Genomic DNA, 13383 nt, shown 5'->3' with positions numbered 1-13383 from the left:
ATTCACTCCTCTCGGTTGGAGAGAGGAGACGAACGGGAGCAAGTCATGTGCAGAAATATCAAACCCCTTTTCAATTTTGATCCGCCGGCGACGGGCGAGGAGATTCATGACGCCGCGCTTCAATTCGTGCGCAAGTTGAGCGGAACCACTAAGCCGTCGAAACGCAATGAGGCAGCGTTTGAGCAGGCGGTTATGTCAATCGCCAAATGCGCCCAAGAGCTGCTCGGTTCGCTTGAGACCTCCCAACCTCCTCGTGATCGAGAGGAAGTTGCCGCAAAGGCGCGCGCGAGAACAGCGATCCGCTTCGCGTAAAAGAGCTCCCGCTTGCCTTGCCTCATAACCCGAGCAGATGCCGGCTGCTTGCGCGCTTCGACATCCTTCGGATCCAAGGTTGGTAACGGTCCACCGTTTTGAGTATTGAACGAGAGCTCGATCTAAAGCTCGCTGCGCACAAAGCGCCCGCGCTTAGGTTCCCGAGTTCCCGTAGCGTTGACGGCTGACGATGATGGAGCCAAACGCGGTTGGTCCTCGCGCAATTGCTTGATCTCAACAGGCGTCTTCATGATGATTTCCGTGCGGGAACGGTATGGACACGCCTGCTTGCTTGAACGCGTCCCCAAGCGCCATCAGCACCTTGCCCCTGACATTCGTCAGTTGCTGGCACTCTATAGAGGTCGAAACGGGTAACCGACGTCCGAGGTCTCTGATACGCTGCACTGCGAGGTCAGTGGTCGGGTCTATCGAACGCAGCCGCGAAATCGGTCCGGTTACGCAAATGACGACCGCCATTTCTCGGTAAGTAATCCCGACGGACCCTGAACGGGATCGCTGTGGGGTAGCGGCACAGACGAGATTTTCGCCAGCATTTCGCTCGAAGCAGCCGAAGTCTGGATGTCGGCATGCTGCCCTTTAGGATAAGCACCAACCACCTGGAAGTCCGAGGTGCAACCGAGATTCTGGTGCCCCGTCCCGGCCGGAAGCACCAAACAGTCTCCCGCCGCCACCTTCAGTGCTTGACCGCTGGGACCGCCGATCAGCAGGGTGGCGCTACCAACAGCAATCCCAAGCACCTCATGGGCGCCGGAATGGTAGTGCTGATAATCGAAGACACCGTTTATCCAGATGCCTGTCCAACCATTGGCTGCGAAGCGACTCTTGAAATCAGCTGCTCCACCATCGGCAGAAAGCCCCCTGTAAAGCAACACAGGAAGACGCTGATTGTTCGGAACCCAGTCACTTGGCTCGAAAATTATCGCCTCGGCGTTCATGTTGAATCCTAAGGTCGCCATCGATTGCCGCGGTGCGACGGCCGCAGAGCGTTCAAGTCATTCATACAGGTTTCAACACACTCTTGCACGGAAGGCATCTGTGCTGGCGCTTCAAAAACCTGAACCCTAGTCCCCGGGCCATTCGACGTGGACTATCTGTGCAATAGAGCGACAAGCGATATCGGTATCTCGACTGCGGAAAAATCCATTGCCGCACCGATAATCACCGCCCACACCACGATCAGGAAAATGAGCGCCGCAATCCTGATTTCGACTGGCCCCACTATCTGCTCCATCCCAACATATGCGTCCCCCCGGACAAACTGTTTTTATCCCTCGCCCAAATTCGCCATGCGCGAGGGATGATGCGCGACTGTCGGGAGCGTCGGCGCGGACAGCGTCGATGTCTTGGCTCTCTCAAAGCTGATGTCGCTTTGACCGGTCAAGTCGCCGGATATCGCCCTGTTGCTGCGTTCGAGATAATGCCCATCAAGGAAGGATCGGTAGGCGCCTGCGATACCTTCCTTCAGGCCTATCCTGGGAGACCAACCGAGCGTGCGAAGCTTGTCGACACTCAAGAGCTTGCGCGGGGTGCCGTCTTGCTTGGTGGGGTCGTGCGTGATCTTGCCTTCGAAACCCACGACCTTGGAAACGAGGTGTGCCAATTCGAGGATGGCGATGTCTTCGCCGGAACCGATGTTCACATGACTTTCGGCGGAATAGGTCTTCATGAGATGGAGGCAGGCGTCGGCGCAATCGTCGACATGAAGGAATTCGCGCCGCGGCGTGCCGGTACCCCAGATACATATCTCTCGCTGCCGATTGATCTTCGCCTCATGCGCCTTGCGGATGAGCGCCGGCATGACGTGGCTCGAGTCGAGGTCGAAATTGTCGCCTGGACCATAGAGGTTGGTCGGCATGGCCGAGATGAAATCCTTGCCGTGCTGTTTGCGATAGGCAGCGCAGAGCTTTAAGCCGGCGATCTTGGCGATCGCATACCATTCATTCGTCGGCTCAAGCGAACCCGTCAGAAGTGCCTCCTCGACGATCGGCTGATCGGCGAATTTCGGATAGATGCAGGATGAGCCGAGAAACATCAGTTTTTCGACGTCAGCTCTATGGGCTGCGTGGATGACGTTGGCTTGAAGAACCAAATTGTCGTAGAGGAAGTCGGCCGGATAGGTAGCATTGGCGAGAATGCCGCCTACCCTCGCCGCAGCCAGGAAGACAGCATCGGGACGATACTTGCTCATCCAGGCTTCCACCTGCTCCTGACATCTGAGATCGACCTCGGCGCGGGGGGCGGTCAAAATCTCGCAGCCCTCCGAAGCGAGACGCCGCACGATCGCAGAACCCACCATGCCGCGGTGGCCCGCGACATAGACCCTTTTTCCGGCAAGGCTGTAGATCACCTCAGGCATAAGCAAAACCCTTGGTGACACCGACCGACGGGACATTTCGTGCCATGACTTTCAGATCCTCGCGAACCATCTCGGCCACCAGCTGATCAAGACTGGTCTCATGTTTCCAGCCAAGCTTCGTGTGCGCCTTCGTCGGATCGCCGATCAGAAGATCGACTTCAGTCGGACGGAAGTAGGCCGGATCGATCTCCACCACACATCGGCCGGATGTCTTGTCGTACCCCTTTTCCTCGACCCCCTGGCCACGCCAATCGATCGGCATGCCCACCTTGGCAAAGGCCTTGTCGACAAAGGAACGAACCGAATGCGTTTCGCCGGTCGCAAGCACATAATCCTCCGGTTCGTCTTGTTGCAGCATCAGCCACATGCCGCGGACATATTCGCGTGCATGTCCCCAGTCGCGCTTGGCATCCAGATTACCGAGATAGAGCCTTTCCTGCAGTCCAAGATGGATAGCCGCCGCCGCCCGGGTGATCTTGCGGGTCACGAACGTTTCGCCTCGGATCGGGCTTTCATGATTGAACAAGATGCCGTTCGAAGCGTGCATGCCATATGCCTCGCGATAATTGACCACGATCCAATAGGCATAGAGCTTGGCCGCCGCATAGGGTGACCGAGGGTAGAACGGCGTCGTTTCGCTCTGCGGAACTTCCTGGACTTTGCCATAGAGTTCCGAGGTGGACGCTTGGTAGAAGCGGGTCTTCTTCGTCAGCCCCAGGAGGCGAATGGCTTCAAGCAGCCGAAGGGTGCCGGTGCCATCGGCGTTCGCCGTATATTCCGGGGTCTCGAAAGAGACTTGAACGTGGCTTTGTGCGGCGAGATTATAGATCTCGTCCGGTTGCGTTTCCTGAACGACGCGGATGAGGTTAGTTGAATCCGTCATGTCCCCGAAATGCAGGATAAAGCGCGGATTCTCGATATGAGGATCCTCGTAGAGATGCTCGATGCGGCTGGTGTTGAAGGACGACGAACGCCGCTTGAGGCCGTGAACAATATAGCCTTTCTCCAAGAGCAATTCGGCCAGATACGCACCGTCCTGACCTGTTATGCCCGTAATCAGCGCAACTTTTCGGTTCTCTCTCATTCCCGTATCCATGATTGCCCTCTAACTCGAATACCAATGCAGAAAGTGATGCTTCATGGTTCGGACAATCTCAAGAATTGAGCGATTACCATTAAGCGTGTTGTATTCAGGCTTTTGATCGTAGTATTTCATCAGAGATTTCGAAAAAAGCTCCGAGTCGCTGAAGTTATACAATGCGTGAGTTTTTGGATTTACGTTGTTGATCGCGACAAGGATTTCCGAGTTTCGCGAGCTTTTCATTTGCTGGAGGCCGAATTCGAACGCGCGGAGGCTCGTCCTTCCCCATCTGACAACTGCCAGTGTCCTTTCCGTCAGGGCAGTCAAATGCACAGTATCTGTCGAGACGAGCACAGGCGCGCTATCGAAGATGACAATATGGCCGGCCGCGCCTGCCATCTCGATGATTTCTGCCATGCCGTTAGAACGGGTGCGCCGCTGGAGACGGGATTTGCCCGATGGAATGAAGTGGATACCGCTTGGATGGCGGTAGACGATGTCGCGGATATCCGCCTGCCCATTCAGGAAATCGCTCAATCCGTGCGTTAGTTCCGACCGGAAAAACGAATCGAGCTTACCCCGGCGAAAATCGGCGTCAACCAGGAGCACCGGAATTGCTGCTGCGGCAAGCTCAATAGCCAGCGATCTCGCGACAAGTGACTTTCCATCTCCGCTGTGAGCCGACGTAACGACGATACTGTTCGGCAACTTGCCGCCACTGGACTGTTTGAGTGAAAGTACCACGGTACGAATTGCTTCGTCGAACATCGGGACCGGCATATGTTCGAACATCGTTTTCGAATTTTCCCTCCGCGCCAGACGCGGGATGAGTCCAGCCGGTATCGTGCGTGGTATTCGAGCGATTTGGTCGAAACTCCGGACGGTCCGGTCCCACATTTCGATCACGAAAGCAGCCGTTATGGCGGCCGAGATTGCAGCCAGGAGAGAGCCCACCAGATAGAAAAGCCGTCCACGTCCCTGTGATACCAGCGGCACTGCAGCCGGTGAGAAAACCTCCAATTCCGCCCCCGGCAGCTTGGCCTTGGCGGCAAGGTCACGGCGCTGGTCCTCAAGCTTGTCGAGTTCCGCTTGCTCCTTTTCGGCAATACGCTGCAGGCGCGTCAGTTCCGTCTGCGCCAGGGCATCGCGTGTGCGTTTCTCCTGAGCGACAGCCAAGATGGATTGCACTGCGTTGGCTTCATGATCGAGCGCGACGAGCTTGGCGCGCATTGTTTGGAGATATTGCTTGTTCGCAAGGTCGAGATCGATACGGGATTGTTGGATCTTCTCGCGTAAATCCACCACGGCCTCGGCATTGCCGTCATATGTCTGAAGAAGACGGGCGAGATCTTGCTCCTGTGCGTGGAGATCGCGCTGCTTGGTGGCAATACTGTCTGGCAAGACTATATTCTGCACTGCGACCGAAGCGTTATCCGTCGCTGCCAGCATGGATATCGTCGCCTTTACCTCCATCCGGCTTTCCTCGATTTTCCCTTGGCGGCCAGTGACTTCCAGGAGCGTTTTTATACGTTCATCTTGAGCGTCCTCTTTCGAGACGATGTCCATCGATTCTTGGTAGTTGCGGGCAGCGTCGCGAGCAGTATCCGAGCGAACCTGCTGTTCGGTGATGCGCTGTCGGATCCATTCTGCCGCTGCATCGAGGCGGCCACGGACGCTGTCCTTCCGCTCATCGAGGTAAATGCTGACGACCCGGTTCGGAACTGCGGCTGCGAGTTCAGCATCAGTCGCAGTGAAGCTGATCTGGATAACCTCACTCTTATCTTCATGCCAGACGCCGAGCGCTTGATAAAATACCGGGATGGTAGCTTCGATGCCGTCTCCCCCCGGCAAAGCGGATTTTTTCGTGTCGAACAAGCCGCGCAACTTTGCCCTGATTCTCTCAATGAACGAGATTTTCCGCAGCGCCGGATTGAATTCCGGCAGCGCGTTAAGTCGCATTTCGCGGACGACTCGCTCTGCGATGCTTCTGGAAAGAAGCCGCTCAGTCTCCGACTTCACGTCAAGCAGATCACCACGGCTGGTATCGTCCGCACCAAGTGCGGTCGCGAGAGGCTGGTGGACAATCAATCGGGCCCAGGCCTGATAGGTGGGCTTCAACCCGGAGATCATATTTGCCGCGGGCACCATCAGCAGCACGGTTATCGCAATGATCATGATCATTCTTCGCCGGATGAGACCGATGGCAGATGCCAAATCGAAGCGGTCCGCCTTGGTCTCTACCTGAAAGCGAGGATCATAGCGCATCGGCGAGATCGGAAGGTTGCGGTCCGGCGGAAGAGTAGAAATCGTCATCGTGCGCCAACCATGGCTTGAGGTTTCGCGGAAACGGTTTCGTAAAGTTTCTCGAGCGACCGCATATAAGCCCTCATGCTGAAATGGTTGAGATAATGCGCGCGCCCCTGGACGGCGAGGCGGATGCAGATTTCTGGATCCGACACCAGCTTCGCCAGGGCTGCGGCCAGGACATTCGGATCTCCGACGGGCACGAATATCCCAGTCTCACCGTCGGTAATGACTTCGTCATGTGCCCCAACACGCGTGGTAACGACCGCGAGCCCGTGGGACAGCCCTTCGAGCACCGCCATTGCCAGACCTTCCGCGTGCGAAGGCAAGACCAGGATATCTGCACGCGCACACAGGGCTCGCGCCTCAGCGGCGTCGAGCCAGCCGGGCATCTCTACCAGATTGGAAAGCGCCATGGCGTCAGCCTGACGGCGATAATCCTCGACCGGTCCGTCGCCTGCCAATACAGCCCGCCACTGGTGGTCTTTCATGACGGGGTGGCTGAGGGCCAACAGAAGGTCCGTGACACCCTTGCGTTCGCTCAACCGGCCAAGGAATACGATCAATGGTGTCTGGCCGACGCGAATATCGTGCGCCCCAGGATCGGGAACGCAATTATGGGCCACGAGCGTGCGAGCCTCGTCAACGCCAAGAAGTGCCGTCAGCGTCATGCGGTCGCGCTGGCCCAGGGCCACAACGCAATCGGCGTTCTGAAACATCCGACGAATAAGTCGCTTTTGACGGGGCGAGCGTTGCGCAAAGTCGCCGGCGTAATCGTAGTCGTGTAAGTGCAATATGTGGCAGCACCCGAACAAGCGGGCAGCCTCCGTCAGGATCAGTTTTCGCGACGTGCTGCCGCGGCCGGCGATATGGATATGGTGAATGCGCTCGGGTGCAACAATCCGATCCTTCGCCATCGTCAGGATGGCGCCGAGCAGGCGGGCGGGCGACGTCAGCCTGGACCATCGAGCCCCTCTGGTATCGGTGACGAAATGTTTTGTGCCGGTCTCTTTCGCTGTCTCCGTTATATAGCCGACCAGCCTGCCAATGCCGCCGCCGTTCTCGCAGCCGCCAGGAACATAATGGCGGACGCTAGCCGCGGTCCGTGCACCCATTCGATTTCTGTCCGTGAGGGCCTCCGTCAGCATGATCCGACCACCTCCCGATAGACCGCCGCAGCCTGGGCGCCGACCCGTTCAGGCGAATTCGGTCCTATGGCCCATTTGAGCGCCCTGTCTCCGTAGCGATTTCTAAGCACGCCGTTGTCCGCTAACGTCCTGATCGCGGCCGCAAGCTCCGTGGCATCACCTGGAGGGACCACCAATCCCAACCCGTTGGGCTCAACGGTGCTCCGCAACTCGCCGACATCCGTAACGATGATTGGTTTGCCAAACGCGGCGGCAAGGTTGAGCACTCCGCTTTGCGATGCTTCCGTGTAGGGAAGCACGACGATGTCGGTGTCCAGGAAAAGCTGGGCGACCTCTGCATCTTCGATAAAGCGATTGCGAATATCGTAGCGGCCGGGATCGCCCATAAGCGGCTGGAATATCGCCGGATCGTCGCCACGGCCTGCGACCGTGATGCGCAGGTTGGGAAGAACATCCTTGAGCATCGCCTCGGCCCTGACCAGATGTTCCAGGCCCTTATAGGCAAAAATCCGTCCGAAGAGCAGGACGCGCGTAGTTCCATGGGCATCGCGAGGCGCCATCTTCTGTCGCCGGGCGAGTTCCGCATAACGAAGGATGGAAGGATGCGACAGGACATGGACGTGATCGGCGGGTTTCGCGTATCGATCGAGAACCAGCTGCTTCAGTCCCTCGCCGTGGACGACAAGATGTCCGGATTGCTTCACCATCAATTCGGGAGCCCAGACGGGCAGCGTACGCGTATCGGAATCGCCGGGATGGATTTCCACATCATGAACGGTTGTCACGAGCGGGATCGGGCGCCAGAAGGGCACGGCGAGGTTCAGCCAAAGTGTAGAATTGCTGAGGAGGTGAATGAGATTCGGCTGCTCCCGCCGGATCAGACGCGTAAGCTGGTACAGAAACCAGGGATTGGAGAGAGAACGGTGTCTCGGCCAGTCCAGAAGGTGCAGGTCGACAGCCGGATCGATGGAAGAGGCGAGATGCGCGTAGCGCCGGCGCGGCACGGCAAGCACAACGTCCAAGTGTTGTGCAACGCCGCTGGCGAAGGAGATGGTATAGTCTTCCAATTCGGAAACCAACAGCAGCGCCTTCATTTCGATGCCTCCGACAAGCGGGCGTCGAGGGCGAGCCGTGTCAGGCCGCGCGCCGCACGCAAACTATCGCGCGTCCGGCGGAGCAGGTTCGGTTCGCCGGCGAAGAACAGGCCTTCTACGGCGAGCTTGAGCCGGCTGCGTGCATCGGCTCCCTGCAGCTTTGCCGACGCAATGCGATAGGGATAGTGATCCGTCAGGCGGAGTCTTGCCGGCAGTTCATGGGCTGAGAGAAACTGGTTCGTTGCTTCAACGGTATGCTGCCAGTGCGTCATCCGCCTCCTGAGCGTGGCGGCATCCTCGGTCGGGCGATACCAGTTGTTGTTGTGGATGCGATAGAATCCAAGCGGATCCGGCATGGCAATGACGTCCCCCAGAAACGGATAAATCCCCACGAGCCAGGCGTCGGCCGATATGCGGAACTGTTCGGGAATGCGGCCCGCAGCATCCCATGCGCTCCGTCGCACCGCGACGGCCGATGTCATCGGAAAAGGCCACCAACCGGCCGATCTGGTCAGCAGCGGCGACAAAGCGCCCGAACACAGGCTTCGGGGGATCGGCTTGGACGTCGGCGTGCCATCGACAAGCGTCGGCTGCAGTCGGTGATAGACGAGCGATGCTTGAGGGTTTGCGCGGAATGCTGCAGAGGTCGCCGACAGCTTGCCCGGCGCCCACCAGTCGTCGGCATCCAGAAAACAGAGGATCTCGCCCTTGCTTGATCCCACAGCGGTATTGATCGCAGCGGCCTGTCCTGCATTCTCCTGAAAGATCACCTTCACGCGGCCGTCATACGCCTCCAGAACAGACCGCGATTGGTCGGTAGAGCCGTCATCGACGACGATGATCTCGACGTTGCGTGCGTCTTGGCTCAGAACGCTGTCTATCGCCCGCCCAACGAAGCGAGCGTAGTTGTAATTATTGATGAGGACACTGAGGGCTGGCCGCTGCATGACGCGCTCTTAGGCGGGTTGCCGCGATGCACTGTGCAGCGCAAAGTTGCTTAAGAGCTCGATCTTTACGCAGCCTTCGCGGTTTGCAGCGCCGGTGATGGCGATATCCAAAATACCTCGGCCGGACAGCATATCGCGCGGAGACGATGAGATCGCCGCTGACGATGCCACAGCGAGGTGAGCGCCCGTTGTGTTGCACAGAGAACTAGGATTATGACGCAGAAACATAGAAATCCTAACCTTCCAGGCTTCGACTGCAGAGATAGCCTCTGTCAGAATTGTTGCCCCATTCCAGTGGAACCGCGGTTTACCCACCACGCATCACAAGACATTCATCGGCACGGTAGCGGTGAACGGACACGCGCAACATCTGCTCTTAAGGGCAATTGGCGGAGATGAAGACCCGTCTTTTGGGTAAATACCGGCTTATAGTTTAGGCGCAACATCGTCTTTGGGTGGAGCCAGGGTGCATTGGGCTTAGCCCGCACCTCCCTAGGAGAGGTTGACTGAGGATGTGGCTGAATGATTGCTTGAGAGTATCGCAGCCGGAAAGGCCGACACTTGTTTTTGATGTGCCGCGATCAACGGTCGCTTGTCTGTTCAATTCAGTCGGGACGGATAATGAGAGTAGATAGCCTCACAAGTGCCAGCGGACCAACCATCAGTTGGCGGGCTATAGAATGCTGGGGTGCCGGGATATCCCTTTTTGTTCAGGCAGGCGCCGTTCTGCCTCTTTTCCTTGCAGATGCCGACGGGGCGCTCAGCGATTCTGCCAGATCCATACTGCGCGTTCCTTGCTTTCCGGTATATTTATTTACAATTGTTATTCTAGTACGAAATTTTCCACAGTTTATACTGGCAATAAAACGAAATTTTATTGTTCCCCTGATCATCGCCGCGCCATTTCTGTCTACGCTGTGGTCAATAGATCCGACAACGAGCTTGCGGCGCGCAATCGGCCTTTTGTTTTGCCTGCTTCTTTCCTATGTTCTGGCGATACGTTTCACGCCTAGGCAGCTGTTGTTCCTGTTATTTGCAACTCTGGGCACCTGTATTGTTTTCAGTGTAGTTATCTCCGTGGTGTCGCCAAGCCTCGCCACGATGCCGGATGGTGCTATGCGGGGCGTCTTCATTCACAAGAACGTCCTGGGCTGGTACGCGTCTCTGACGATCTTGGTGGCGACGGCCGTGCTGATCGACGGGACGCTCGGCCTGCGGCGCACCGCCTTCACCTTGTTGGCCGCGGCTCTCATCTGCCTTGCAAGCTCCGGATCGATGACCGCGATCATTGCAACGTCAGTGGCCTATTGCCTGATCGGCTTTTATACCCTCTTGCAAAGAAGCAGCAGCATCGGCCGCGTCGTCATCGTCCTGCTTTTCATTCAGCTGTCTCTCGGCATTTTGATATCGCTTCACGAATTCCTGGTCCCGGCTCTTGAAGCGCTCGGCAAGGACGCGACTTTGACGGGTCGGGTGCCATTGTGGGAGCTGGTTGACCGCAAAATATCCGATCGATGGATGCTTGGTTATGGCTACCAGGCTTTCTGGACAGTCACGAACCCCGAAGCGACGCACATCTGGTTGATGCTCGGATGGGCGGCGCCCCACGCGCATAATGGATACCGCGATATCTTGTTGAGCTTTGGGGTCATGGGAATGGTTCCGTTTAGTCTGATGCTTCCCCAGGCGATCCGCCAGGGCGCAAGCCTCCAATGTCATGATCCGCAGTACGGGTGGCTCTGGCTCAATGTCCTGACGATCATGATTCTGGTGATGAATCTGACCGAGAGTATTTTTTTCGTTCAGAATGACGCTATCTTCATCTTGTTTGCCGCAACCATCATCATGTTTTCGCTGTACGCGCCCGTCGTTTCGATGAACCGTTCGCCACCTTTGCAGGCGCCGTCGCATGACCTTACGAGCGGGTTGCAGATATCATGAGACGGCGTTTTGGACTGATCCTGAGCATTCTGCCTGTCATGCTCTTTCCGCAATTCAGCAATCCGGCTCCCGTTGAGACAGAGATAGAAGCGCCAGAGCGCCTGCAGACGCTCGTCAGGGAGGCGACTTGCGCGGAAGCTTCCGCGACCTTGCCAGCCCAGTTGAATGGGACTTCTTTAAGCGGGGTATTGAGCGGCAGCAGCGGGGGGCGGACGATATTTTACGTTTCTCCGGATGGCAAAGACACGTGGAGTGGCCTCCATCCCACAGCAAATCAGCAGGCCGGCGACGGCCCTTTCGCCAGCATTGAAAGAGCGCGTGATGCTGCCCGTGCGAAGGGCGGCACCAACACGATCGCGCTGAGTAAAGGTGATTACTACCTTACTCAGCCGATCGTCTTTGACGGCCGCGATACGGGCTTAATCCTCACGGCAAGATGCAATGACACGCCGATTTTGCATGGGGGGCCGCGCGTGGGCAACTGGGCGCAGCAGGCCGATGGCCGCTGGACGGCGCCGCTGAAATTGCCGCCAGCTGAAGGGCTCGGAGACCTTTTCGTCAATGGTATACGCCAAACCAGGGCTCGATTTCCCAACGCTCCCGCTGATGGCGATCCCCGCAAGGGATGGTTGTTTGCCGCCAAGTGCGAGCCTGCCATCGACATGTGGGAAGGTAACACGCGCTTTTGTTTCCATGCCGGCGATCTGCCGGCAGTGGGTGATACAAGCGGACTGATCGTGAACATTGTTGGAGGGTATCAACCCGGCAGCCAGTGGGGCAATGATACCCTCCCAGTTGTATCAATTGATGACGCCGGCCGGACGGTCCATACCAAAGGCACAGGCTATTTCTTTACCGCAGAAGGCAGCCGCTATTTCCTTGCCGGGGCCGAGGCCTTGCTAGATGCTCCGGGAGAGTGGTGGTACGACCTTGCCGCAGGCCAGCTTCACTATATCCCCGTCGATCCGTCGTTGCCTAATTCCGTTATCATTGCTGGCATTCTGCCGACATTCTTCAAGCTGGATGGGGCCAGTGGAATGGTCGTATCTGGGCTCGAGTTTAGAGATGGCGCTCCTCAAGGCAGCGGCAAGTTTTATACGGAAACCAGAGGATTTGGCGCCATACGGATCGAACACGCTGATGGCGTCAAGATTGTCGGCAACAGAATCGAAAATGTCGGCGTCGGGGTCCATGTGACGGAAAGCAAGGATGCGCTGATCGCCGGCAATGTGATTTCGGAAGTGGCTGGCAACGGGATTTACGTGGGCACGAATTATGGCACGTTCGGCAAGTCGAACGGCGCCAGGATTCTTGCAAACCATATCCACGACATCGGAAAAGTTTACATAGAAACCGCCGGAATATGGTTCCAAGCGGCCGACAATGTCAGGATTGCCGACAATCTGATCGAAAACACGGCGCAATTCGGAATCGCCGGCGGTTCGATATGGGGTTCCAATGACGCCGTCTATAACGCCGTCATCGAGCACAACGTGATCCATAACGCCAATCAGCAGACGGCGGATGGCGGCGCCATCAAGATGATGGGCGAGCAGGCCGACCCTCTGAACAGCACCATCCGCTCCAATTTGGTGACCGGGACCGGTCATCTGATGAACAGGACCGATGGGACGTTCTGGCCTCCCGGATATGAGAATACCAGCGAATGGCCGTCCCCTATCAGCTGGGCGATCTATACGGATGGGAAGGCGAGCGGGGTGCGTATCGAGGGAAATACGCTCTCGGGCAATGTCGCGGCGATCGGTATCAACGGCGGTTGGAGCAACCTGGTGACGGGAAACGTCATCACCCACGGGTCAGGTGCGGCTTTTCGTGTTGATGACGGCACCGGCAGGGGGTGGCGTCCGTCATGGGCACGCCCCAACCGCATCGAGGAGAATGTTGTGTCCGTTGACAGTGACAGCGGCGTTGTCGCCCATGTCAACGCTCCCGGCCACGGGCCCGGATACGTGCAGTTCGCGCGCAACCGCTACAGCGGTAACTTAAACGACAAGAGCTTCCGAATATATCCGGAGATCATGCATTCGGGAGGGTTTGGCAGTCTAGGGGATTTTCAGAAGGCTGGGGCGGACAACGGAAGCGTAGTCGTGCCGTCCGAGTGACAAAAGGCGCCGCACGAGCGGTGTTATGCGGCGATAAAGTCCGCAGCCATGGCGTT

At 57.4% G+C, this 13383-nt stretch carries 10 protein-coding genes and 1 pseudogene; 3 read left to right on the top strand and 8 right to left on the bottom strand.

All coding sequences use genetic code 11. The features are described 5' to 3' along the window. The first annotated feature begins 45 nt into the window (after positions 1–45). Positions 46–312, top strand: coding sequence for a DUF2277 domain-containing protein (locus FFM81_RS28265; protein WP_097537046.1), 267 nt, complete (start codon positions 46–48; stop codon positions 310–312). Positions 313–434: 122 nt separating this feature from the next. Here the strand turns inward: FFM81_RS28265 and FFM81_RS33000 are convergent. The 8 genes and pseudogenes from FFM81_RS33000 to FFM81_RS28230 all read right to left on the bottom strand — a co-directional run. Further along, a pseudogene (locus FFM81_RS33000) lies at positions 435–654 on the bottom strand (hypothetical protein); the annotation flags it as partial. Positions 655–767: 113 nt separating this feature from the next. Continuing rightward, positions 768–1268, bottom strand: a complete 501-nt coding sequence (locus FFM81_RS28260) for a cupin (RefSeq protein ID WP_097537057.1) — start codon at positions 1266–1268, stop codon at positions 768–770. A 329-nt stretch (positions 1269–1597) separates the two neighbouring features. Then, positions 1598–2689, bottom strand: a complete 1092-nt coding sequence (gene fcl, locus FFM81_RS28255) for a GDP-L-fucose synthase (RefSeq protein ID WP_138384687.1) — start codon at positions 2687–2689, stop codon at positions 1598–1600. Continuing rightward, on the bottom strand, positions 2682–3785 hold the full coding sequence (gmd, locus tag FFM81_RS28250; RefSeq protein ID WP_025418108.1) for a GDP-mannose 4,6-dehydratase: 1104 nt from the start codon (positions 3783–3785) through the stop codon (positions 2682–2684). The genes fcl and gmd overlap by 8 nt, the downstream gene beginning before the upstream one ends. A gap of 9 nt (positions 3786–3794) precedes the next feature. Continuing rightward, a complete protein-coding gene (locus FFM81_RS28245; RefSeq protein ID WP_138384688.1) occupies positions 3795–6083 on the bottom strand; it encodes a GumC family protein in 2289 nt (762 codons plus the stop codon). Next, positions 6080–7222 carry a glycosyltransferase family 4 protein gene (locus tag FFM81_RS28240; RefSeq protein ID WP_138384689.1) on the bottom strand — a complete coding sequence of 381 codons (1143 nt, stop codon included), beginning with the start codon at positions 7220–7222 and terminating at the stop codon, positions 6080–6082. Before FFM81_RS28240 ends, FFM81_RS28245 begins: the two co-directional genes overlap by 4 nt. Next, a complete protein-coding gene (locus FFM81_RS28235; RefSeq protein WP_138384690.1) occupies positions 7216–8316 on the bottom strand; it encodes a glycosyltransferase family 4 protein in 1101 nt (366 codons plus the stop codon). Before FFM81_RS28235 ends, FFM81_RS28240 begins: the two co-directional genes overlap by 7 nt. Next, on the bottom strand, positions 8313–9263 hold the full coding sequence (locus tag FFM81_RS28230) for a glycosyltransferase family 2 protein (protein ID WP_097537052.1): 951 nt from the start codon (positions 9261–9263) through the stop codon (positions 8313–8315). Before FFM81_RS28230 ends, FFM81_RS28235 begins: the two co-directional genes overlap by 4 nt. 621 nt (positions 9264–9884) lie before the next feature. On the opposite strand from FFM81_RS28230, the gene FFM81_RS28225 reads away from it, so the two are divergent. Both FFM81_RS28225 and FFM81_RS28220 read left to right on the top strand, forming a co-directional pair. Then, positions 9885–11204 (top strand): O-antigen ligase family protein, encoded by a 1320-nt coding sequence (locus tag FFM81_RS28225; RefSeq protein ID WP_138384691.1) that lies wholly within the window; start codon positions 9885–9887, stop codon positions 11202–11204. Beyond that, positions 11201–13327, top strand: a complete 2127-nt coding sequence (locus tag FFM81_RS28220; protein WP_097537054.1) for a right-handed parallel beta-helix repeat-containing protein — start codon at positions 11201–11203, stop codon at positions 13325–13327. The genes FFM81_RS28225 and FFM81_RS28220 overlap by 4 nt, the downstream gene beginning before the upstream one ends. Positions 13328–13383 lie beyond the last annotated feature (56 nt).

The sequence above is a fragment of the Rhizobium hidalgonense genome (assembly GCF_005862185.2).
Classification (GTDB): Bacteria; Pseudomonadota; Alphaproteobacteria; order Rhizobiales; family Rhizobiaceae; genus Rhizobium; species Rhizobium hidalgonense.
This window is presented reverse-complemented; position numbering and strand designations above follow the sequence as displayed.